The organism is Mesobacillus maritimus (assembly GCF_019749255.1).
Classification (GTDB): Bacteria; Bacillota; Bacilli; order Bacillales; family Cytobacillaceae; genus Mesobacillus_B; species Mesobacillus_B maritimus_A.
In genome coordinates this window covers 62,131-85,862 of the sequence record NZ_JACWFH010000033.1, presented here as the reverse complement: position 1 = coordinate 85,862, position 23,732 = coordinate 62,131, and the positions used below count along the sequence as shown (strand labels likewise).

17 protein-coding genes, 2 pseudogenes and 1 riboswitch are annotated in these 23,732 nt (G+C 40.3%); of the genes and pseudogenes, 5 read left to right on the top strand and 14 right to left on the bottom strand.

All coding sequences use genetic code 11. The features are described 5' to 3' along the window. Positions 1-216: 216 nt before the first annotated feature. Complete coding sequence (locus H0185_RS20955) at positions 217-1,077, bottom strand: DUF4430 domain-containing protein (RefSeq protein ID WP_221875444.1); 861 nt, start codon at positions 1,075-1,077, stop codon at positions 217-219. A 261-nt stretch (positions 1,078-1,338) separates the two neighbouring features. Next, positions 1,339-3,384 (bottom strand): DUF4430 domain-containing protein, encoded by a 2,046-nt coding sequence (locus H0185_RS20950; RefSeq protein ID WP_221875443.1) that lies wholly within the window; start codon positions 3,382-3,384, stop codon positions 1,339-1,341. Between the two features lie 166 nt (positions 3,385-3,550). Further along, positions 3,551-3,745: riboswitch (cobalamin riboswitch) on the bottom strand. 548 nt (positions 3,746-4,293) lie between these two features. On the opposite strand from H0185_RS20950, the gene H0185_RS20945 reads away from it, so the two are divergent. The 3 genes and pseudogenes from H0185_RS20945 (at position 4,294) to H0185_RS20930 (ending at position 8,185) form a co-directional block, all read left to right on the top strand. Next, on the top strand, positions 4,294-5,850 hold the full coding sequence (locus tag H0185_RS20945) for a BCCT family transporter (protein WP_221875442.1): 1,557 nt from the start codon (positions 4,294-4,296) through the stop codon (positions 5,848-5,850). A gap of 327 nt (positions 5,851-6,177) precedes the next feature. Further along, complete coding sequence (locus H0185_RS20940) at positions 6,178-7,044, top strand: tyrosine-type recombinase/integrase (protein ID WP_221875441.1); 867 nt, start codon at positions 6,178-6,180, stop codon at positions 7,042-7,044. 2 nt (positions 7,045-7,046) lie between these two features. Then, a pseudogene (locus H0185_RS20930) lies at positions 7,047-8,185 on the top strand (IS91 family transposase). A 451-nt stretch (positions 8,186-8,636) separates the two neighbouring features. Here the strand turns inward: H0185_RS20930 and H0185_RS20925 are convergent. The 7 genes from H0185_RS20925 to H0185_RS20895 form a co-directional block, all read right to left on the bottom strand. Further along, the gene (locus H0185_RS20925) at positions 8,637-9,371 is read right to left on the bottom strand and encodes a GntR family transcriptional regulator (protein WP_221875438.1); all 735 of its coding nucleotides are present in this window, start codon (positions 9,369-9,371) and stop codon (positions 8,637-8,639) included. Between the two features lie 196 nt (positions 9,372-9,567). Then, complete coding sequence (locus H0185_RS20920) at positions 9,568-10,536, bottom strand: SIS domain-containing protein (RefSeq protein ID WP_221875437.1); 969 nt, start codon at positions 10,534-10,536, stop codon at positions 9,568-9,570. 103 nt (positions 10,537-10,639) lie between these two features. After that, positions 10,640-11,482: a PfkB family carbohydrate kinase gene (locus H0185_RS20915; RefSeq protein WP_246629334.1), complete on the bottom strand. Its 843-nt coding sequence runs from the start codon at positions 11,480-11,482 to the stop codon at positions 10,640-10,642. Positions 11,483-11,496: 14 nt separating this feature from the next. After that, on the bottom strand, positions 11,497-12,219 hold the full coding sequence (locus tag H0185_RS20910; protein WP_221875436.1) for an amino acid ABC transporter ATP-binding protein: 723 nt from the start codon (positions 12,217-12,219) through the stop codon (positions 11,497-11,499). Next, entirely contained in the window at positions 12,206-12,868 is a 663-nt protein-coding gene (locus H0185_RS20905) for an amino acid ABC transporter permease (protein WP_221875435.1), read from the bottom strand. Before H0185_RS20905 ends, H0185_RS20910 begins: the two co-directional genes overlap by 14 nt. 501 nt (positions 12,869-13,369) lie before the next feature. Then, entirely contained in the window at positions 13,370-14,200 is an 831-nt protein-coding gene (locus H0185_RS20900; protein ID WP_221875434.1) for a sugar phosphate isomerase/epimerase family protein, read from the bottom strand. Positions 14,201-14,221: 21 nt separating this feature from the next. Then, entirely contained in the window at positions 14,222-15,049 is an 828-nt protein-coding gene (locus H0185_RS20895; protein ID WP_221875433.1) for a transporter substrate-binding domain-containing protein, read from the bottom strand. Between the two features lie 307 nt (positions 15,050-15,356). Between H0185_RS20895 and H0185_RS20890 the strand changes: the two genes are divergently transcribed. Continuing rightward, positions 15,357-15,662, top strand: a complete 306-nt coding sequence (locus tag H0185_RS20890; RefSeq protein ID WP_221875432.1) for a helix-turn-helix domain-containing protein — start codon at positions 15,357-15,359, stop codon at positions 15,660-15,662. A gap of 203 nt (positions 15,663-15,865) precedes the next feature. After that, positions 15,866-16,729 (top strand): annotated as a pseudogene (locus tag H0185_RS20885) (IS3 family transposase); the annotation flags it as partial. Between the two features lie 53 nt (positions 16,730-16,782). On the opposite strand, the gene H0185_RS20880 reads toward H0185_RS20885, so the two are convergent. From H0185_RS20880 to H0185_RS20860, 5 genes are all read right to left on the bottom strand, one after another. Then, on the bottom strand, positions 16,783-18,051 hold the full coding sequence (locus tag H0185_RS20880) for a TRAP transporter large permease (protein WP_221875431.1): 1,269 nt from the start codon (positions 18,049-18,051) through the stop codon (positions 16,783-16,785). Next, positions 18,048-18,578 carry a TRAP transporter small permease gene (locus tag H0185_RS20875; protein ID WP_343223187.1) on the bottom strand — a complete coding sequence of 177 codons (531 nt, stop codon included), beginning with the start codon at positions 18,576-18,578 and terminating at the stop codon, positions 18,048-18,050. The genes H0185_RS20880 and H0185_RS20875 overlap by 4 nt, the downstream gene beginning before the upstream one ends. Positions 18,579-18,862: 284 nt before the next feature. Continuing rightward, complete coding sequence (gene dctP, locus H0185_RS20870; RefSeq protein ID WP_221875430.1) at positions 18,863-19,894, bottom strand: TRAP transporter substrate-binding protein DctP; 1,032 nt, start codon at positions 19,892-19,894, stop codon at positions 18,863-18,865. A 288-nt stretch (positions 19,895-20,182) separates the two neighbouring features. Then, a complete protein-coding gene (locus H0185_RS20865; RefSeq protein ID WP_221875429.1) occupies positions 20,183-21,562 on the bottom strand; it encodes an MFS transporter in 1,380 nt (459 codons plus the stop codon). Positions 21,563-21,872: 310 nt separating this feature from the next. Continuing rightward, positions 21,873-23,561, bottom strand: coding sequence for a glycerol-3-phosphate dehydrogenase/oxidase (locus H0185_RS20860; protein WP_221875428.1), 1,689 nt, complete (start codon positions 23,559-23,561; stop codon positions 21,873-21,875). Positions 23,562-23,732 lie beyond the last annotated feature (171 nt).

Below are 23,732 nucleotides of genomic sequence, written 5' to 3'. Positions count from 1 at the left end.
GTCAACTCAATCCTTTTGTTGGTCTATTCTATAGGCTGTTTTCTCAAATCTTATTGCTTTTGGATATAAATAGACTGATTAGACTTTGTTTCACTGCCAAAATAGCTTTTTAGATTTTGAGAAAAAGAGCTTACCAAATTACATTTATTGCACCAAATAGCTTATCTTGCCTTAAAACCGGGTTTAGGATTTTAACAACAATTTTTACGAAAAGAGCTATTCCGTATAGTTCTTCGTATAACGCCACATGATTGCTTGTCCTGGTTGGACCCCATAGACTCCAGCACTCCTATCAAGTCCCTGTCCGTTTACAAACGCTTCCCAGCCGCTTAATGGGCCGTGATCAAATTCATAAAGGTTATCGATTCCCTGGACATAAGCCGTTGCACTAGCACCTGTGACACTGATTTGAATTCCACGCGCCCTGACAATCTTTTGGGTAATGGATAGGACCGTATCTCCTTCTTGAAACTCGACCGATGTTACAGGTAAAATCGTGTCTTTTACACCAGGAGCAACAATCGTAATGGTTACAGTTTCTTTCGGTTTCGTCGGCTCTGGAGTTGGGCTCGGTTTGGTTGGAGCAGGTGCCACTACTTCTTTTGGCTTTTCTGTTGTTGGCTTTTCTGATGTTGGCTTTTGGGTAGTAGTATTACTGGATTTCTCTTGAGGTAGTGGTGATTTTTTGGTCGACTCTTTAGGTTGTTCAGTCTTGGAGCTCTGAGTTGAATTGACAGTCTTCTTGTTCTCTTGCGCGGGTGACTGAGTATTTTTATTCGTTTCTTGCTGTAATGATGAATTACTTTTGGTGTTTACCTGTTGGGATGGTTTAGCAGCTGGTTCTTCCTTAGTTGAAGCATCTGTACCTTCAGCTTCGTCAGTCTTTTCAGCTGAGTCCACGTCCTCTGACTCTTCCTTCTCAGCGACCACATCCTGAGGGGAATCATTATGTTCCGCTACCTCGACAGACTGTTTGAAATCGTCCTTTCCTTCGGGGGCGACTACCTCATCTTTTTCACAACCGGTTCCAAAAACAAACAAAATTAGCATCAGCGCCGTTATCAACAATCGCTTCATTCTATACTCCCCCTTTCCCAATGGCTCAAACTTTATTGCTTTTAGATACAAGATTAGATGGATTAAGCTTTTTCACTGTAAAATACTTTTAAATCATGAGAAAATAGCGTCCAAACTTATTAAAACGTACAAAATAGCCTAACTTGCGTTAAAAAACGGCTATAGGATTTTAACAACCATCCCATACGAAAACGAACTTCCCAATACAATGAATGAGGGTAATCCACCTAAAAGATGAATTACCCAATTGGTGCACTTACCTTATGCTGCTCGCTTACGACGAACATAGAAAAGAATCGAACCGCCAAGCAATAAACCAATTCCAACTAGCATCATATTGGCAGTATTTGTTGCTGTATTCGGTAATACTTTCCCGGTCTTTGAAGATTCTGTTGTTTCAGCATTTATGGAGGTGCCTGTGTTTTCCTTATTTAAATCTGGTTGCTTTTGCTCACCTGGCTGGTGTTCTCGTTGCTCAGGACTACCTGGTTGTTCTGGTTGTTCTGGTTGTTCTGGTTGTTCTGGTTGTTCTGGTTGTTCTGGATGTTCTGGATGGTCAGTTTCAGCTGGTGGTTCCGGCTGCTCGGGCTGTTCCGTTTCAACTGGCGGTTTCTCTTCACCCGCTAACTCAAACTGGTAAACCAATCCCCCACCGTTCACAAAGCTCTGGTAAGCGGTAAGTGCCAATAACGCTTGTTGTGTGGCCATATCACTAGATGAACCATCTTGCAGATGACTATATCCACCGTCATTTTGTTTGAATTTTAATAGATGCTGGACAAGGTTCCCGCCAGCTTTCGTAAAATCTTCCCCGATAGGGTCCACCCCGACAGAAGCAAGCCCCACAATGGCTGAGGAGACGGATTCACTTGCATCTCCCCCATTCATCGCAATGTCAAAGCCGCCTGTCTCACTTTGAGCATGAGATAAATAGTCGACAGCTCGCGTGATAGCTGATTGAACATTCTCTTGATCAGCGTATGGAGCTAATGCCGTTAAAGCCATTCCTGTGATATCGGGACTTGGAGTTGAGCCAAAGAAGCTCCATCCCCCTTGTTCTAATTCCCCTTCTAAAATCGTGTTAACCTGTGCTTCTCTAAAGCCTGCAGGTGTTTCATATTGTCCACTATCCACCGCTAATAAAGCATAGATATTCATATTAATAGAAGGATTTTCTAGATTCGGATGATTCACTAGTGATTCTACGAGATTATACCCCTCAACTGATGTGGCATCTTCTCCGGCAGCCGATAAGCCAATAATGAGCTTTTCCAAGTCAAAGATTCGGAAGTTCCCTTCTAGCTCTTTAACCTTCTCTTTCACACTGCTAACATAGGATGCTGGGATTTCTCGGTTTGTATTGGCTAAACCCCATACCCACCATTCACTTCCAGATTCCAAAGAAATATTATTTTTATCGATATAAGTTAAAATATCTGCAACACTAGCTTCTACATTTTGATTAATCGTTTCATTTGTTCCCGTTGGTTCTTCTGGTTGAGTTGGTTCCTCCGGATCTTGTGTTTCCGTTGGTTTCTCTGGCTCAGTTGGCTCCACAGTACCCGGGTCTGTTGGTGGTACATATGTCTCCAACGTTAGTTGAACATGATCATTTTCTGCTAACGTATAGTCGGCTGCACTCGTGGATAGGCCACTATCATTAACGGCAATACTCCAGTAATCATTAGGACCTACCTCTGTACTCCCAATATTTTTAATGAAGGTAAAATAAAGATCATCCACACTGCTATCTACTAGAAGTTGATGTTCTGCAGCGGCCTGTACTAGGGCGTCGTATGCACTAGCACCTTCCATTAATGCAACTTCCGTTTCTGGAATTACCGCTTCTCCGTCTTTCCCAATAGCCGATACCTTGACTGTTACAGATGGATTTGGCCACTCGGTTATCGCAAAAAGGTAGTTATCCCCATTCTTAGCTGGATGAGTTGAACTCCCTACTTCAGCAGATTTTCCATTAATAGTAAACGACCAATAAGCTGACCCTGAAGGAGATTGATTTCCGATACCTGTTATCATATTTCCAAAATCATAGACCTCATAAGCTACTTCTAAATCATGCTTTTCTCCGGCTTCAAGCAACAAATCAAAAGCCGTGTCTCCTTCGTCAAATCCAACAGCTGTTAATGGCAAGACAACCTCACCATTTTCATCAATTGCTTTAATCGTTACGCCTTGTTCTAATGTTGCAGCTTGTCCAACATGCGGGACAAATACTAGATTGCTAAGGATTAATAAAAATACCGCAAAACCTGCAACCCACCGTTGAACTAACGCAGTCTTGTTCATTATAAACTCTCCTTCTGTAATTGTTTTTTGTGCAAAAAAAAATACACCCCTATTCCTAGAGATGTGTACAGATGGTAGTTTCTGTTTTTTATATGCTGACATAAAAATGCCTGAAAAGCAGACATAAAACCAGAAACGTTCGTACACCTCCCTATCCACGTAGGTCGAATGGCGTTAAAAATAGGCAGGTCTCCTGGCTCATGATCAATGCTTTCTATCACCTTCCCATCTATAGACAGTGGCAATCAATAGAAAACTCCCAAAATACAGTGGCGGGACCGCGCCGGATTCACACCGGCTTCCCTCTAAGAAATTACATATAGTAGACTCGTAATCTCAAACCTATTTCTTCCGTATTCAATTATCATAATCATAGGGAAAGTTCTGCCAATTGTCAATATAAGCTGAATTTTGTCTAAGTTGGACGGTGGGACAAGGGGGACTGTCCCTCTTTCCCGTACTGGGACAAGGTGCCTGTCCCGTATCGTATTTTGGCCGTATCAAGAGGATCTGGGAGTTATATTAAGAATTTATCTTTAGGAGTCCTTCTCAACAAGGATTGTTCCACTAGAGCACTAAATAAGCCACTTTTTCGGATGTGTATGCTTTTGCTTTGTTTGTTATAGTTATAATACTCCCCTAAACAGCTTAAAAAACTGATCCAGACGAATTACCTCTGCCATATTTTTATCTATCTATAATCCCAAACCCATACAGATGGACAATGGTTATTTAACGAGTCTTAAAGTGTTGTAGTTTAGAGTAAATGAATTAACGCAATTTTTAAGGGTTAAGTTTCATCTTACTTCATTAAAAAAATTCTTTTATCATATGGTTTTGCATGTTATATGTTCACCAAACGAAGTAAACCCTCTGCGAATCTATCAAAGATGGGAGTTAAAATTTAATATGAAGAATGCTTCAACTGTTTTTTATGTATCATTAGCAATCGTGCTGGGTCTTGTTTTAATGGGAATCACGATGCCCCAGGCGTTGGAACAAATGACGAGTAGTGCTCAAGGCTTTATTACAGACTCATTTGGGTGGTATTACCTTGTAGTTGTATCGATTTTTGTGTTTGTGTGCTTCTATTTATTAGTAAGTCCAATTGGCCGGATTAAGCTCGGGAAACAGGAGGATAAGCCTGAGTTTTCACGCCCAACTTGGCTTGCGATGCTTTTTAGTGCGGGTATTGGGGTTGGTTTGGTCTTTTATGGCACCTATGAACCCATTAGCCATTATATGATTAGTTCTCCTACAGGCACAGAGGGAACCGATCAGGGGATTAAAGATGCGATGAGATTTACTTTCTTCCATTATGGAGTCCATGCATGGGCCATCTATGGTTCAATTGCGATGGTATTGGCTTATTTTACGTTTAGAAAAGGGGAATTAAGCTTAATTAGCCGAACTTTACGACCGCTGATTGGGAAGCATGCGGATGGAGCGATTGGCAAGGCAATCGACGTTACGGCTGTCGTTGCGACGGTTTTAGGGGTCGCTACCTCGTTAGGATTTGGGGCGATGCAAATCAATGGGGGATTGTCCTTCCTTTTTGATGTACCTGGTTCTATGATTAACCAGACCATCATTTTGCTGGTGGTGACAGTCTTATTCATGATTTCAGCTCTAACAGGGATTAGCAAAGGGATTAAGATTTTAAGCAACTTAAATATGGGGCTTGCGGCTGTCCTCTTCTTGATAGTCTTCGCGTTTGGTCCGACCCTTTTCATCCTTAACTTATTTACAGATACAGTAGGAACCTATTTGCAAAACTTTATGAACATGAGTTTGCGGATTGCTCCCCTGAACGAAGGGGGACGCGAATGGATTAATGGTTGGACGATTTTCTATTGGGCATGGTGGATTGCCTGGTCTCCATTTGTTGGTGTCTTTATTGCCAGAGTTTCAAAAGGACGAACCATTCGCGAGTTTGTTGTATGTGTCCTGCTCATTCCGTCTCTGATTGGATTCCTATGGTTTACCACCTTCGGGGGTACAGCTATTTTCACGGAATCTACAGGGCTGCTTTCAATTTCATCATTAGCGGCCGAGGAATCCCTTTTCGGCGTGCTGGAAGGCTTCCCGTTCAGCATGGTCCTATCGTTGCTAGCTGTTTTGCTTATCGTTATATTCCTTGTCACATCAGCGGACTCTGGTACATTTGTATTAGGGATGATGACAACGAATGGGTCGCAAAATCCAAGTGTTCCGATAAAAGTGACTTGGGGTGTCCTACTTTCAGCAATTGCACTTGCTCTCATTTATTCTGGCGGCCTGCAAGGCCTGCAAAACACGATGATTATTGCCGCTCTCCCATTCTCAGCCATTCTGGTGTTAATGGTCGTCAGCTTTCTAAAGTCCTTACAAAAAGAAGCAAAAGAGCTTGGCATTGGTCAGTTTACTATGGCTCAAAAGAAAGCAATGGCAGCACAAAGCAAAAAGGGTGTTAAAGAGGCGGGATAAAAACAAATCCACTATAAAAAGCGTTCCAACTTCGGTTGGGACGGTTCTCCTCTTCCACCTAGTATAGAAGTAAGAGAAGAACGAAATCGCTCCGCGATGGCTTCCAAATCTAGTTTAAACAGTTAAAAAAGTGCATAAAAAAAGAAAAGTTTCCTTTCTTATGGTATTGTTTAATCGCCAAACCAAACAAATACATTAGAAAAGAACTTTTCGCCCATGATTATAACACAGAACCATAGAAAAATATATAACACAAATTCCCTATCTAGGCCCCCTCCTGCCTCCTGATTTTTAATATTAAATTTTAAAATCAGGAGGCACACAACCATGAATCAATATGATCAAAAAGTAAACTTGTACTTTGAACTCAAAAACACTCCCGAGTCTTCAAGAGAGTCCTACGGAAGAAGGATACGTTCATTCATCTCTTTCATGAATGAACAAAACCGTCCAACCGACGGAACTACCCTTGAGGATATCCAGGATTATATTCTTCTATTAAAAAACGTACGGGGGCTTTCGGCAGGGACAATCAATAATTATATCTCTTCCGTCCGATTCTTCTACACATATGTTCTGGAGAAGGAATGGAATCCTATGAAGATTCCAAGAATGAGGCGTCCCCAATCATTTCCCGTCATCCCTTCCAGGGATGAAATTCTCAACCTAATAAACGCTATCCAAAATAAAAAACATAAGGCAATCTTTTCATTGTTATATGGAAGTGGATTAAGGGTCAGTGAAGTCGCGAACCTGAAGATTGGTGATATCTGCAGTAAAACCATGAGAGTTCGAGTGGCCAATGCCAAACATAACACTAACCGATACACCATCTTATCAAAGGAGTCACTCTTGGTCCTTCGGGATTATTTCAGGACCGAATTCGCCAATAAGAACTATTTATCTTCTGACTGGTTATTTCCTGGAGTAAAGGATAATCAACACATCCATGTAAAAACCATAAAAAACACCATGATTAGGCTTAAAAACAAATTGAAGATAGATTCACGTATTTCAACCCATACTCTAAGGCACTGCTTTGCCACTCATTCCTTGGAAGACGGGGTAGAACCGGTTTTGATCCAACAATTGCTTGGTCATAAAAACTTTCAAACATCAGCTGCCTACTTGCACATGACATCCAAATCCCTGATGGGGGTCAAGAGTCCAATGGACTCTGGCAAAGGCGAGTAAGAATGAATATCCAGGATTTGTTCCGTGACTCATTTTCTAGATATAAACAATCATACAAGCCATCCCTCGATCAAGCTAAAACTGCTAGGGATATCATGAACTGTAGAACTTCAGCCTTGGGCGGACGAACTTATGAATGTGATAGTTGCGGCCACTCTCAGGTCAGCTATAACTCCTGCCGTAATCGGCACTGCACCCAATGTCAGGGAGTCAATAAAGATATTTGGGTTGATAAACGAAAACAAGATATATTGAATGCGCCTTATTTTCACGTCGTCTTCACTATGCCGAACAGCTACACCAGATTATCTATCATAATCAACGGCTGCTTTATGACTTAATGTATAAGGCTGTGGCTGAAACATTGATGGAGCTCTCAAAGGACACAAAATATCTTGGAGCACAAATCGGCTTTTTCTCCGTCTTGCATACATGGGGACAGAACCTGCACTATCATCCTCACATCCATACAGTCGTGCTGGCCGGAGGCCTGACGGAACACAATGAATGGCGTGCTGCGTCCAAGAAATTCTTCATTCCGGTCAAAGTGCTGTCAAAAAAATTCAAGGGAAAATATCTTTATTACCTGAAGCAGTATTACAGACAAGGACTGCTAGGTTTCTATAACGAAGCTAAAATCTATCAAAATAAAGAGGTTTTTCAGGATCTCTTGGACAAGTGTTACTCACTTGATTGGTATAGCTATACCAAGAGGACATTCGATGGACCTTTGGCAGTGATGGAATACCTTGGTCGTTACACCCATAGGATTGCCATTTCGAATAACCGGATCATTTCAGTTGATGAGGATACCGTCACCTTTGGAGTGAGGGACTATAAAAACGATAATAGGAAGAAAAAAGTCACCCTCACAAAGGTAGAGTTCATTCGCAGGTTCCTAATGCACGTCCTTCCCAAGGGATTTGTAAAGATCAGGCATTATGGCTTACTCGCGAACAGGAATAAGAAAACGAAACTAAAACTATGCCGGAAAATGACTAGAAGCCCCGTATATAAATCGAAGTTTGAGGGATTGAGTGTTTTGGAGATTGTTTCCCTCATCTTAAAAAAGGACGTAAGTCAATGCCAAGGCTGCCGGAACTCTTCTTTACAGTTAGCCGCTTCCGGAGGAGTACCCTAGATGACCTTAAGTGAATACCCGAATAAAAGCCTCTTCAGTGGGGAGGGGGAAACTATGTTCGTTTCCCCTTAAAATCCAGTACACTCAATGAATTTAACCCATGATCCATTCCCTTAAACTTATTTTTGAGGGAAATCGAAAGATTCAAACCCCATAGGCCAGAACCGCGACTTCATTCTTCTCCGGCAATCAAAAATTTTGCGTGTCTGAGGAAGAACCAAGAATAGAAAAGGGCACGATGAGTAGTATATACCGCTCATCGTGCCCTTTTTCGCGCAAAACTTCCGATTGTCCACTTTAAGAACCGTCCCTTTTTCTAAGACTAGTAGCACACCATGACAAAAAAGAAAAACCTCGAAAAATAGGGCGGCCCTTTCTCTTTAAAGCGAAAGGGCTGTCCTTTTCTATTCTCAACCATATGGTATTATTTAAAATGATTCTCTTTGCTGCGTCACTGTGATGTAAATTCGCTTGAAATCGTAAAACTAACCCGACTAATATGATAATACAAAAAAGAATGGTAAATGGTTTTTTTATCTTTATCATAAGCGATTTTTTCTAACTCATATAGTGGATCACTTTTGTTACATTCCAAAAAGTCCGCCACTTCTTGGTTAGCAAATACTACATTTAAGACCTTATTATTAAAAGCTGGGGCAATGCCGTATTGATCTTTTAGGATTTGGTGCATCGAGTGGTTTTCTTTTATATATTGATCTAGCTTAGGGAATAAAGATAATGGATAGGTAGAAATTTCATGGGATAATGGCTGATTGTCTAGGTAAAGAATCCTTCTCAACTCTAGGATTTGACTGCCCTCTGGAATTTGTAATGTTTGTGCTAGTTCTAATGACGCTTCCTTAATTGCGAGGGATACAATCTTTTGCTGGGGCTTATTCCCAGCTGAAATCATGTATTCAGAGTAACCATTTACTGAAACCAGTTCTCTTTTTATCTTCGCATGATTAACAAATGTACCTTTTCCTTGTTGCTTGATTAGATACCCTTCGTTTACTAAATCTACAACGGCTTTTCGAACAGTAATCCGACTAACATTGTATTTTTCACCTAGTTCAGGTTCAGTTGGCAACTTTTCACCAGGTCTATATACTTTATTATTAATGTCTTCTAAAATGGCTTGTTTGAGTTGTATATACAAAGGGATAGCGCTTTCACTATTCAGCAATACACCCTGCCTCCTTTCGGGAATTTTATAAAAATGATCCCTTCTATCTATTCATAACATAAGAGAAACTTTTTTAAAAGAAATTGCGCCTAATCAAAACGGGCGATACTACAAATCTATCACATCTGTCAGGAAAAGAAGAGAAAAAGGGTGTTGCCCTAAAACAACACCACAATTTTAGTTCCTCATCCGATTTTTAGTATTCAAGCTTCCACATATATCTTCTCTTCGTAAGTGGGTGGTTTCTTACAATGGCTAGCTGTTCTGCATAGACACGTAACACACCTGAAATTAACATTGGGTTAAAGTAATCGACCACTTCTGGGGCAACCTCAGATCCTAACCCAAAGTCTTTGGCATCTACTACAGTTGTTTTGGCATCAAAACGGTTTAAGAAATCAAGTGCTCTAGAATCCATTGCTCTCGTTCTACCATCATTCATTAATAATAAGAATGGGACATCTTTATCAACAATTTCGAAAGGTCCGTGGAAGAACTCACCATCGTGGAATGTACCAGAGTTAATCCATTGCATTTCCATCAATAAACAGATGGAGAAAGAGTAAGCAACTTCATGTGTTGCCCCACTACTCATCACATAAATCACTTCATCGTCTTTGTAAGCATCAGCAAATGCTTTTGCTTGTGGAACAACTGAAGCAACGGATTTTTCAATTAGATCGTAAATTTTGCTGAATCCATCTTGCATCTTGATATAATGCTCATATCCTTCAAACTCATTTAAAATTTCAGTTGCCAATCCTAGTACTTTTGTCATTTTTTCCATTTTAGCTGCATAGTTTGCTTCAAATCCGTGGTATACCACATACTCTGCATCCTTCGTTAATGGAGAATCTTCCACATGAGTTACCGCAATGACATGTGCACCTAGTTCTCTAGCTTTTGATGTTGCTTCTACTGATTCTGGTGTAGTACCACCTAATGAACAAGTAATCACAATGCTTGTCTCGTCTACAGCTACTGGCGTTGCATAATTAAATTCATTTGCTGTATATAAGCTTACGCGAAGTTCTTTTGCATTTGCTTCTAGAAAATATTTTGCAGGATAAAGTTCCGCTTTAGATGCTCCACAGCCTACAAAAAATACACTTTTAATTGATGGTTGTTTTTCCTTAATTGAAGTAATAATTTGTCTTAATTCCATGGATAAAGCCTCCAGTATTTTGTTTTTTTATATTTTTATAGATAACAAATGTCATCTTAAATAACCAATTTTAATGAATTTTTATGCCTTAAAATGGAAGTTTTTAATAGACTTTTCCGAATCCAAAGGAACCGTCTACTAAACACTGTTCCGCCGAAAACCTAGCAGCCTCTTTTAAGCTATCTTTTATAATCTCAGCCCTATTCGTATTCCCATGCTTTGTTTTACTCAGGTATTGGACAATAAAACACGTAATAAACGAATCGCCTGCTCCCATCGTATCAGTTGGTTTTACATAGTCTGGTTCTTGCATATAAAACGTTTCTCCGTCGAATAAGAGCGCCCCTTTTTCACCCATCGTACATAAAACCAGTTGGCAGCCTAATCCTGTTACTTTCACCATGAGGTTTAACATTTCATCAAGAGGTAAATGGCTGCTTGAAAAATAGGCAAAATCCACAAATGGAGCAATTTGGTTGACCTTTTCTTCTGTAAAATCAGATGAAAAATCAAACCCTATCGATACTCCTAGCTCTTTCAACTTTGGTAGCTCCGCTTCTGCAAACCCATAAAGGCCTGAATGGACTAAATCGAAATGTTTTATATAGTCAAAATCATCAGGAGTTAAATTAAGGCCATATTGGCTTAGAACTCCGCAACGATTACTGCCTAGAAAAACACGATCTCCTTCTCTCAGGGTGACTCTAGCACACCCATTTTCTCCTTCATACTGCTTACAATGGGTGGTATCTAATCCTATCGTTCTAACACTTTCTTGGACATGCTCTGCTTCCTGATCAGTGCCAAAAGCCCCTAAGAACGCTGCATCGGCACCAAACTTTTTTGCGAAAACGGCGAAATTCAAAGCATTACCGCCAGGATACATCGTGTGGATATGTTCATATTTATCAACGACATTGTCGCCTAATCCTAGTACTTTCAACATTTCTGAACCCTCACTTATAAGACTTTTGAAAGGAAATCGATTGTTCTTGGATGTTTTGGATGTTCAAAGAATTCTTTAGGATTGTTTTCCTCCATAATCTTTCCTTGATCCATAAATAGAATTCGATCCCCGACCTCCTTGGCAAACCCCATTTCATGGGTGACGACAACCATTGTCATTCCTTCTCGGGCAAGGTCTTTCATAACAGCTAGCACTTCGCCGACCATTTCTGGGTCAAGAGCTGAAGTTGGTTCATCAAAAAGCATCACTTCTGGCTTCATAGCGAGTGCTCTTGCAATCGCAATTCGCTGCAGCTGCCCTCCGGAAAGGGAGGATGGGAAGGCTTGTATCTTTTCAGACAAACCTACTTTTTTCAATAATTCTTCTGCTAAGACTTTTGCTTCTTGTTGCTTCGTCCCCTTCACTCTCATAGGAGCATGGACAATATTTTGATAGACCGTCTTGTGTGGAAACAAATTAAACTGTTGGAAAACCATTCCCATCTTTTCTCTTACTTTATCGATGTTTACTTTTTTTGAAGTAATGTCTTGATTATCGACAAGAATCGTCCCGCTCGTAGGAACCTCCAATAGGTTTAGGCACCGAAGGAAAGTACTTTTTCCTGAGCCAGATGGTCCTATTACTACGACTACTTCTCCCCTGTTAATATTGACATTTACTCCTTTTAACACTTCGTTTTTCCCGTAGCTTTTATGCAAATCGTTAACGTCGATCACTTGTTTTCAATCTCCTTTCAACAACCCCTAGAAGCTGTGCCAAGGTAAATGTCATAATTAAATACCCTAATGAGGCTACTAAAATTGGCTCTAAACCCAAGGCTGTATTTCCTCTAACAATCGTTGATTTATACATCAACTCTGCAACACCAATGATCGAGACAATCGAGGAATCCTTAATACTACCAATAAATTGATTTCCAAGTGCTGGAAGAATGTTTTTAAAAGCCTGAGGAAGAATGATGTCAAACATTGTTTGCCTCTGAGTCATTCCTAAACTTCTTGCCGCTTCCATTTGTCCAATACTAACAGCGTCGATTCCAGAACGGATGGTTTCGGAGATATAGGCTGCTGCATTCAGTGATAACGCGATAGCACCTACAGCAAAATCTGGAATATCGCTTCCAGAAAAGATAATCGGCACCCCGATATAAATGATATAAATCTGTGCAAGAAGGGGGGTACCTCTTATAAACTCGACATAAATATCTCCTAAAAGTTTGAGAGGCTTAAATCTGGTTCGCCTTAATAAAGTTAATGCAACCCCGAGAATGGTACCTAATACTACAGCAATCACTGCAAGGGCGATGGTAATGTATGCCCCTGTTAAATAGAATGAAGAATATTGTCCTAAAAATGAAAAGTTCAATTTTATCCCCCCCATGGTGTATAGTAGTTGGATCTTTTTTAAAAGAATGAAAGGATCTTAACGTTAAAGAGATTTCCTTTCCCTTTACACCTTAAATATCCTCTAATCCTTTTTGTTCCCAAAATTCTTTTTTTAAAAGCGAGCATGATTAAAGAATGAGGTTTGCTGAACACTATGTATAACGTTATATAATGTTATATAACGTTATATTAACCTTACTTGTCCTTCGTGTCAATATTTAATCTGAAAATTTACAATAAAATATAAAGTTGCAATAGTGACAGTTTTTAGTTTTACTTCGTGCAAATAACCCTTCCTAGCAAAAAGCAAAAAAAACTGGTGTTAACGATCTACACCAGTTTTTTTATTTCCTTTTAACGACCTGTTTTTAACTATTTTCACATGGCTTTCTATCGGAAACAGCTATTTAGACATGTCATAATTGGGTAAATAGTAGGCGTTAAAAACAGCTAAACCAATGTTAGAACAAATCATAGCAAATTACATAAACCTTTCGAACTGTTTCATATTTCGTATATCATGGGCTACTGGGTCCTTAAAGTATCTGGAATCTGTAATTTCTTGTCCTAAATAACCTGTATAACCATTCTTTTGAAGGGTTATTAGGAACTGTTCTAAATTATGCTTCCCATCTCCCCAAACTAAATGTCCATAAGGATCACCGTCTACGAAGTGAGTATGGATGATATCCTTGCCAAATAAATCAAACCAGTCCTGTAAGGTTTCACCAGCAACTCCCATTGCAGTCGTATCAATCAGTACCTTTAAGTTTGGATGATTGATCTCATCGAACATTCTTTTTGTATCCTTTGCTGTAGTAACAAGGTTGGATTCCTCAGGTCTTAAGGCTTCTAGGGCGAGCGTAACCCCTTCGGCTTTGGCTACCTCAGCAAGCTTGGATAGCATTTCATTCGACCTTTTCCAAGCTTCTTCGCGGTCCTCATCAAAGTATCCCCACCCAGAATTGCATTGCATCACTTTGCAGCCAAGTTCAGCCGTTGCTTTAATTCCATTGGTGAAATACTGTAAACTTTTTTCAAATATTTCGGGCTTAACAGCTGCAAACTGATATTGATACATACAATTCTCCGGAGTAAATACTTTAATCTCCAGACCTCTTGACTGAACTTTGTCTTTTAGAATTTTACAATCTGAATAGGTTATAGGATCCAAATAGTAATGTGGTACCCCGGTCCAAAATTCAATGGACTGAATGCCCGCTTTTACTTGGGCATCCAAAAAGTAGTCTAATGTATAGCGCATATAGTGGATATTCATCCCTGCAATTTGTTCTCTTTTAATTAAAGCCATATTCCTCTACTCCCCTTTCTCCTACTCTTCCAATTCAACGCCTTCCATTGCGTCTTTTAACCAACCTTCATATTCTGGTTTAACTCTTGCAATGGTCTTATTAATAGTCTCCATGATTTCTTTATCTGTTCCATTCGGCATAGCAATCGCTGCCCCGGCTGAAGTATCTTCATAGTAAATTTCACTTGCAGTAATAGCTGGATTTCCTTTTTCAAGCAGAGTAGCTGTTGGAATGTCGACTAGAACACCCTCGACTTTTCTGTTTGCTAAGTCAATGGCTAATTCAGTGGATTTTCCTAATAATTTTAATTCTGCATTTGGCAACTCTGTTTCAAGGATGCTCTGCTGGACAGAAGTTTTAATGGCTGCAAGTTTCTTATCCGCTAGACTTTCTGGAGTCGTATACTTATCTACATCATCTTTTCTGACCATCATGACGTTTCTACCTCTATAATATACGTCTGTAAAATCTGCATTTTTTTCACGTTCCTCAGTCGGACTCATAGCAGAAATGATCATATCAATTTTCCCTGCCTGAAGAGCAACTAGTAATCCATCAAAATCCATATCCTTAATTTCGTATTCGACACCTAAATCTTTGGCCACTTCTTCTAATAATTGAATGTCTGACCCTACAATTTTGTCCTCGCCGCCTTCAACCAGGTGGTACTCATATGGAGGAGTCGCGGCCATTGTGCCCACTACAATCTTCCCTTTTTCCTGTAGACCTGCTAAGCCTGTTTTTTCAGTTTTAGCTGTCTCCTCTGCTGATGAGCCACATCCTGCTAAGGAAATGGCCATTGCACCCGCCATACCCACTACTGCTAATTTTTTTAATAGTTTTCTCATGTTCTTTTCCCCCTTGTTTTGTTTTTTGAAAAAAAAGAAAATAATAACTAGACTTAACCGACGTCCAAACTATAAAAACAAATAACGTTATATAACGTTATAATAATAGCGCCCCCATCATCTGTCAACTACTTTTTCTGAAAACTTACAATATATCATCTATTTTAAATATTTGGCTTTAAACCGTTTACATTATACCTATAGTGGAAAAGCCTGGGGATTTGGAACATCGATAGGGACAAGGGGACAGGTCCTAAGGTGCACCCCAAAAGTTAGAGTCAAAATCTAATCTTTTGGGGTGCTTATTTTGGCTAAAAAATATAGTGATGATTTGAAGTTAACAGTGGTGAGAGAGTATCAAGAAGGAAGACTAGGGATAAGACCCCTGGCCAAGAGGCACGGGATTAAGTCAAAATCAGTAGTTGGCAGGTGGATCAAAGTTTATGAGAGATTTGGTTCTGAAGGATTAAAAAGGAAGAAGAACAACAAATCATATTCTGTTCAATTCAAGTTAGATGTATTAAGCTTTATGAAGAGAACAGGTTCTTCAGAGACGGAAACTGCCCTTCAATTTGGAATAACAGAACCTACTATAATTGGTAGGTGGAAGTAAGCCTTTTTAGAGGGGAAAGATGAAGGCCTGAATAAACATAAAGGTAGGCCACCCATGTCTAACAACAAGAAAACCGACAAAGAAATGACATACGAACAAAAGTTGGAAAGAGAAAATGAACTCCTTCGTTTGGAGGTAGAGTATTTAAAAAAGTTGCGAGCCTATCGGATGAACCCGAAGGGCTTTCTCGAGAAACACAAGCAGCAATATCACTCGAACTCAAAGAAAAGTTCAAATTAAAAGACGTATTACTAGTCGTTGGGATTCCTGAATCGACTTATCACTACCAAATAAAAGCGATGAAAAAGGAAAACCCAAAACAAGAACTTGAGGACCGTATTCAATCTATATTTGACGAGAATGACGGTAATTATGGATATCGTCGTGTTAAATTAGAACTGAAGAACCAAGGAAAAATAGTAAATCACAAAGCTGTTCAGCGTATTATGGGAAAGCTCGGACTTAGAGGTAACAAATTTAGTAGAAAATCAAGGAAGTATAGTTCCTATAAGGGAAATGTAGGAAAGGTTGCGAAGAACCGTATTCATCGGCGTTTTCAAACGAGTGTGTGTCATCAGAAGTTAACAACTGATATCACAGAATTTAAGTGTTTAAACGGTGAAAAGCTATATTTGAGCCCTATTATGGACTTATATAACGGAGAGATTCTTTCTTATGGGTTAGGAACTAGCCCCACTTTGGATCTTGCGATCAAACCCCTTAAAGAGGCCATTGAAGTTGTACGAAACTCGCAGTTTAGGACAACAATCCATTCTGATCAGGGATGGCAATACCAACATAAAAAGTGGGTTAAGACACTTAAGGAAAATAAGGTTTTTCAAAGTATGTCTCGAAAAGGAAACTGTTTGGATTACTCCCCGATGGAGAACTTTTTTGGTCTTCTAAAACAAGAGATGTATTATGGAGAGGCAAAGTGCACGGTTGAAGAGTTAAGTGAGAGAATTAATAGATATATAGATTATTATAATAACAAACGTATTAAGCAAAAATTGGCGGGCATGAGTCCGGTTCAATACCGTATTCATACCAGCCAATTAGTTGCATAATAAAAACTCTAACTTTTTGGGGTCAGCTCAAGACCAGTCCCTTCGTCTCACCTTTAAACAAACAACAACGCGATTTGCGGGAGAAAGGTTACAAGCAGGAGGATGATAATCATGCTTACCATGTATGGGACGGCGGCTTTTGATAGCTGCCCCATTGGAACACCAGAGATACTTGAGCCAACAAATAAGTTTACTCCTACTGGCGGAGTAAAATAGCCAATGGCTAAGTTAATAATCATCAACACACCAAAATGAATCGGATCATAGCCTACTTGAGTTACAACTGGCAATAGGATAGGAGTTAAAATAATGATTGCGGCTATTGGATCCATGACCATTCCGACGAACAAGAGCAAGGCCATAATAAGTAAGATAATGACGGTTGGATTACTAGAAATGGTCATTAACCAATTCGCAATTTTATTTGGAATCTGTTCGATGGTTAACAGCCTGCCAAACGCATTGGCTGCACCGACAATGATTAAAACGGTAGCGGTTGTAAGTGCTGAATCATAGATCACTCTCGGTAAATCTTTGAACGATAGCTCATGATATAAAACCATTGCAGCAAATAAACCATACACCACGGCTACTACTGCGGCTTCGGTTGGAGTGAAGATCCCTCCATAAATTCCACCTAAAATAATGATTGGAATCAATAAAGCCCACTTTGCCTCCCAGATCGCCCGAACAATTTTACGTAGCGAAGTCTTCTCCGCGATGCCTTTGTAGCCCATTTTCTTCGAGTAATACCAAGCCCAAACCATCATTGCAAGTCCGATTAACACGCCTGGGATAATCCCTGAGATAAATAAGTCTCCAACAGAAGCACTCGCGGTCACGCCAAACATGACCATTGGAATGCTCGGTGGAATAATGATTCCAATTGAACCGGCAGCTGCCACGGTCGCAGTAGCAAACCCCTTATCATAACCCTCTTGAACCATGAACGGAATCATCACCCCACCAATCGCTGCAACAGTCGCAGGACCAGACCCGGAAATAGCGGCAAAGAACATACAGGTGATAATCGTCGCAATCGCCAATCCGCCTGTTTTGTTCCCGACCATCGAACTGGCAACCCCAAACAACCTTTTTGAAATTCCGCCTTTCCCCATTATTTCCCCTGCAAGTATAAAGAACGGTACAGCTAATAATGGAAAGGAATCAACCGAAGTGACCAATTCTTTTGCTAAAAATTGCAGCGGCATTGTGCCGGAAAAGGCAATCGTAATCAGAGTGGCTAGCGCTAGGGCAATCCCAATGGGTACAGTTAACACTAATAATGCGGCAAAGCTGCCAAATAAGACTGCCGTTGTCATGAGGTGATCCTCCTCTCTTGGTCCTTAGAAATGGTTTCGATCTTCGAACTCTTATCCATGAATGTACCAATTAATTTGATTTGATGCTGAACCAAGCGAATCAAGGTCAACCCCATTCCAACTGGCGTAGCCATATAAACAAAGCCCATTGGAATCTGAATCGCAGGGGACTTTTGTCCAAATTGCAATAATTGGTTCGCCAACTCATACCCAAAAATCAACACATAGACCGCAAACGCCATGAAGAAAAGGTTTGCGATGAAATGAAGGACAGTCTGACCCTTTTTAGATAAGACAACCAATAGAGCATCGATTTTTACATGCTTTTGTTCTTTTACACCCAAGCTGATTCCAATATAAATCAGCCAAATAAAGCAATAGCGCGCTAATTCTTCTGACCAGGAAAGCGAATGGTCCAACTGCCTCATGACGACTTGTAAAAAGATGACTGCGACCATGATGACGGAAAAGAAGACTAAAAAGACTTTTTCAATATGTTCATCAAGCCAACGGATTATCTTCATCATAATTCTCCTTTACAAAATGAAGGATGGAAAAAAGACTTTGAGAAATCATCCTCTCCCAAAGTCTTTTCTTTTAGGCCCTTTTCTCAAACATTGTTGCTCTCGGTTACAAAATAGTATGGATTAGCTTTGTTTTACTACAGAGTAGCTTTTTAATTTTGAGAAAAGAGCGTGCAAACTTTCTATAACGTACAAAACAGTTTATCTTGCGTTAAAATCAGCTTTTGGATTTTAACAACAATCTTAACGAGAACAGCCTTCTTTTAACATGAAAGTGTGTGATGCTCTTACTCTACATTTTGAATTCGTTCAATGTAATCCCCATAACCATCTGCATGCTTTTCATAAACTGATTCAACCGCTTGACGGAATCCATCGATATCGATTTCTTCAGCTGGGATAATCTCCACACCATCCGCAACTAAGTTCTCTTTGTATTCTTCCATTAGATCCTGATTGATCTGGCGCTGCTTTGCTGCATACTCTTTCCCAAGATCAACGACCACTTTTTGTACATCTTCAGGCATAGAGTCAAAAAGTTCTTGATTGATTACTAGAGTCGCAGATGCATAGTAAAGTGGGACTTCAGAGAAATACTTCGATTGCTCGTACACCTTTGTTGTATAGTACACACCTGTTGAGAAGTCTGAACCGTCAATGACACCTTGCTGTAATCCGTTGTATACTTCAGGGAACGCCATTGGCGTTGCATTGGTACCAAGCGCACTATACATATCTAGCAAGAGTTCACTTTCAATCGTTCTCATTTTTAACCCTTTTAAATCTTCTACAGATTTGACTGGTCGCTGGCTATTAGCGACATAGCGTTCACCGTTTTCCCAGAAGGAAATCCCTTTTAGATTGGATTCAGACATTTTGTCTAGCAATTCTTGTCCGATTTCACCATCTAATGTTTTATACGTATGGTCTAAATCTCTAAATAAAAATGGAAACTCAATCACAGCTACTTCTGGGACAAAGTTTGTCACGACGCCTGTTGTGATTAAACTCATATCCAATGTCCCTAGTTGAACACCTTCAAGCAATTCCCGCTCGCCACCTAAGGCACCGTTTCCAAAAATCTCAAATTGAACCTTCCCGTCAGTCGCTTCCTCCACTGCCTCCGCATACTCCATAAACCCAATCGCGTAGGCCTGATCATCTGGTGAAATATGCCCTACTTTAATCTTAATGATATCGCTGTCATTTCCACTTTCCCCTTTTTCCTTTGACGCTTCCTCCGCTCCACCACCACAAGCACTCAGCAGCAAAAGACTGAATACTGCAGCCATCATCATCCATAACTTAAGTCGTTTCAAAACAAATTACCCCTTTTTTATAAATATTTTAATATGCGTTACTTTAACGCTTAAAAGCGTATACGTGTTAAAGTTATTGTTATTATAAACGAAAATTAACCAAATAGCATTAATAGTTTACTATTTTCCTAAAATTATTACTTTTCAGGATGATAGATGTAGCCAGTCACCATTATTCGGAGATTTTTAGCACTCCCCTAATCCGCCTAAACATGAAACTAAATAAAAACACAAGGGCGGTATGGACCTCCCTTGTGTTCCTTTCATATGCTTTGTGACACGTTGTCCTTACCTCATTTTACGCTCACTTAATTCCTTAAGAATTTGCGGATATTGCTTATCTAGCTTGTACATCCACATTAAAATCGCCTGACATACTGCTAAACCTAATGGAAGGTAGATATTTAAAACCAATATCATGTTCGTTGCGCTGGCGGACTGTTCGGCAGCAGCCCCTACATAGCCTCCGAATGCTAATAGCCAACCAATAAGCGCTCCTCCAAGACCTGCCCCAACTTTCATTCCAAAGCTTGCAGCACTATTGACTAAGCCTTGTGTTCTAAATCCAAATTTCCATTCGCCGTATTCAGCGGTATCATTAATCATCGCATAAATAAACATGATTGTTGGTACCAAACCGAAACCTTGAATAACCGTTCCTGTTAAAAAGATTGGAAGACTACTAGGATCAATCAGCTTAATAATCGGTCCGAAAATACCAATGATGGAAACAACTAGAGCAATGTGTCGCTTTCCAAAGTTATTGGTTAATTTTGCAGCAAAAAAGAATCCAATCATCGATGGAACAAACAGCAATAAACTGGAAATGGAGAAATAAGCGGCATTTCCAAGAATATAGGTTGTATAATACAAACCTGCTCCCGTAACAAGAGCGTTTAATGTATAGGTAATCACACAGTATAAGGTCATGATGAGCCAATACTTATTCATGAACAAAGATTTAATCCCAACTGTAAGCTCGACGGAATTCTTTTGAGCTGCAGTTGATGGAGCCACTCTTTCTTTAGTGGAACGGAAAGCAAGATAGCTCGTCACGATGATGGTGGCTCCACTGATACCAGCCACTACTGTCCATCCTATTTTGCCACCAATGGCACTTGCTACTGGTTGAGCCAGAATTGTAATAACTAGGGTCGCTAACATTGTGAATATTCCTGTATAAATGTTTAACACCGAACGCCCCTGCGGTTCTTGTGTCATATAACCAAGCAAGGTTTTATATGGAATCGACATAGCTGTATAAACTAGGATTAAAAGGATATAGGTAACGTAGGCATAAACGATCTTCCCACCATCCCCGATATCTGGAACTGTGAATAATAATAAAGTCACAACCCCGAGCGGAATCCCCATCCACAGGATCCAAGGTCGAGCTTTCCCATGTTTGGATTTCGTACGATCGACTAATGTTCCCATCGCAATATCCGTTACCCCATCAAACAAGCGTGCCACGAGCATCAGCGTTCCAACTACTCCTGCAGATATGCCCGCAACATCGGTGTAATAAAAAGTAAGAAACGTTCCAACCAGTGTCCAAGTAAGGATCACCCCAAAAAATCCTAACCCGTAATTCAACATTTCCTTATGTCCCGGTCTCTCACCCTGGACTGGACCAGTCTGCTTCACTCGCTGCTTTTCCGCTAACATCTTTCATCCCCCTCGACTTAAATTCCCCTAGATATAAACGTTTACGGCAACATACCGACCGTTCAGTACAATTAGTATAACTTATAATTTTGGACAATTCTACATATTCTTTCAATTATTGGGATGTGGCGACGTAATCTGCATTCCCTACTTAGTTTATGTTAACTTCAAATCATCACTATATTTTTCAACCAAAATAAACACCCCAAAAGATTAGATTTTTACTCTACCTTTTGGGGTGCACCTTAGATCTATCCCCCTGTCCCTATGACGCCAAAAGGCGGTTCCAGTTGGAACCTGCCTGTTCGCTTTAGTTTGAAGCAGCCTGTGGGTAGTCTGGATTTTGATCAATTGGTGTAGTGCATTCCAATAAGGCTACTTCTAATGCAGCACTGTGTTTTTTCTTTTCTTGATTGGTCCAGTTGAATTGGCTGTTCATGTAGTGGATGACTTCTGTTTTCCATTTTTCTACCGACTGGATATCAAATAAAATGGCCCCGGTACGGCGATGAAAGAAGTCAATTGGTGTTGCTACCATCTCTTGATCAATGGCATAGATTAACTTCGCAAATAACGATAAAGGCATTTTATACTGAGCCGCATCGTTTTTGTGCTTTTCAAGTAGTTGGTAAACGGTTGAAATGTTTGAACCGTATGTTCTCGCTAAATATTCTGCTTCTTCCCGCTTAAGGCCCAATTCTGTTCCCTTCAGAATGTGTTTGGTAACATAGGTTTCAAATTGAGCAGAACCACCAACATTTCCCCCAGAGATAGGAAGATGCTTCGTCTTGCCCGCTGGAAATTCGCGTGATTGTTCAGATTGAAACTTTGCTGCTAATAAATCAACAATCATTTCTGCCATTTTCCGATAGCCTGTTAATTTTCCACCAGCAATGGTGATTAAGCCTGATGGAGCTTCCCAGATTTCATCTTTTCTTGAAATTTCCGAAGCACTTTTCCCTTCTTCATAAATAAGGGGACGAACGCCAGCCCAACTAGACTCAACGTCTTTTTCACTGATTTTCACATCAGGGAACATATAATTTATTGCGTTGATAATATAGGTACGGTCTTGTGTGGTCATCCTTGGATTGACTGCATCTTCTTTATAAAAAGTATCCGTCGTTCCAACATACGCCTTGCCGTCTCTAGGAATCGCAAACACCATCCGGCCGTCCGGTGTATCAAAATAAACCGCTTGTTTTAACGGGAAACGTTTCTGGTCAATGACCAAGTGTACGCCTTTTGAAAGTTGGAGCACTTTTCCCTTTTTGGATTGATCCATCTCACGAATTTGGTCGACCCATGGCCCCGCAGCATTGACGATTTTCGTTGCCCGAATTTCAAACTTTTCACCAGTTAGCTGATCTTCCACTAAGACCCCAGCCACTTTTTCATTTTCATAAAGGAGCTCGGTTACTTTTGTATAATTGCAAGCAGTTGCCCCATTTTCGACCGCTGCCTTCATGACCTCAATCGTTAGCCTTGCATCGTCAGTACGGTACTCAACATAATAGCCCCCGCCCTTTAATCCATTCTTTTTCACGAGGGGTTCCTTCGCCAACGTATCCTCAACGCTTAACATCGAGCGCCGTTCTGATTTCTTTACTCCTGCTAAAAAATCATACACTCTTAAACCAATGGAAGTTGAGAACTTCCCAAAGGTTCCTCCTTGGTGAAGGGGTAGCAACATCCATTCTGGTGTTGTCACGTGAGGTCCATTCTCATACACAATGGCTCTTTCCTTTCCGACCTCTGCCACCATTTTCACTTCAAATTGTTTCAAGTAACGGAGACCGCCGTGAACAAGTTTCGTTGATCGGCTGGATGTGCCGGCAGCAAAATCCTGCATTTCAACTAGGGCCGTGTTCATTCCCCTTGTTGAGGCATCAAGAGCAATTCCAGCACCGGTAATTCCCCCACCGATTACTAACACATCATACTTAACGCTTTTTAATTTATTTACAATTTCACTGCGATTTACATTTGAAAAGTTCATTTTGAAATCCCCCATTTCTCATTTTATGTTCCTAACAGGCCTTAAGGGAATAAAAAAAGAGACCGCAAAAGACATTACCCTACTACGGCAATGTTTCTGCGGTCTCTCCTAATCTCCAACCAGATATTAACTTATCGATATTGTAACACTGAATAAGCTATTAAGTACAGT

Excerpts from the sequence above, each read along its gene's own strand:
- H0185_RS20955 (WP_221875444.1), bottom strand. The coding sequence starts at position 1,077 with ATGAAGCGATTGTTGATAACGGCGCTGATGCTAATTTTGTTTGTTTTT.
- H0185_RS20880 (WP_221875431.1), bottom strand. The coding sequence starts at position 18,051 with ATGACAACGGCAGTCTTATTTGGCAGCTTTGCCGCATTATTAGTGTTA.
- H0185_RS20875 (WP_343223187.1), bottom strand. The coding sequence starts at position 18,578 with ATGATGAAGATAATCCGTTGGCTTGATGAACATATTGAAAAAGTCTTT.
- H0185_RS20860 (WP_221875428.1), bottom strand. The coding sequence starts at position 23,561 with ATGAACTTTTCAAATGTAAATCGCAGTGAAATTGTAAATAAATTAAAA.
- H0185_RS20895 (WP_221875433.1), bottom strand. The coding sequence starts at position 15,049 with ATGAGAAAACTATTAAAAAAATTAGCAGTAGTGGGTATGGCGGGTGCA.
- H0185_RS20900 (WP_221875434.1), bottom strand. The coding sequence starts at position 14,200 with ATGGCTTTAATTAAAAGAGAACAAATTGCAGGGATGAATATCCACTAT.
- H0185_RS20950 (WP_221875443.1), bottom strand. The coding sequence starts at position 3,384 with ATGAACAAGACTGCGTTAGTTCAACGGTGGGTTGCAGGTTTTGCGGTA.
- H0185_RS20920 (WP_221875437.1), bottom strand. The coding sequence starts at position 10,536 with ATGGAATTAAGACAAATTATTACTTCAATTAAGGAAAAACAACCATCA.
- H0185_RS20940 (WP_221875441.1), top strand. The coding sequence starts at position 6,178 with ATGAATCAATATGATCAAAAAGTAAACTTGTACTTTGAACTCAAAAAC.
- H0185_RS20865 (WP_221875429.1), bottom strand. The coding sequence starts at position 21,562 with ATGTTAGCGGAAAAGCAGCGAGTGAAGCAGACTGGTCCAGTCCAGGGT.
- H0185_RS20915 (WP_246629334.1), bottom strand. The coding sequence starts at position 11,482 with ATGTTGAAAGTACTAGGATTAGGCGACAATGTCGTTGATAAATATGAA.
- H0185_RS20945 (WP_221875442.1), top strand. The coding sequence starts at position 4,294 with ATGAAGAATGCTTCAACTGTTTTTTATGTATCATTAGCAATCGTGCTG.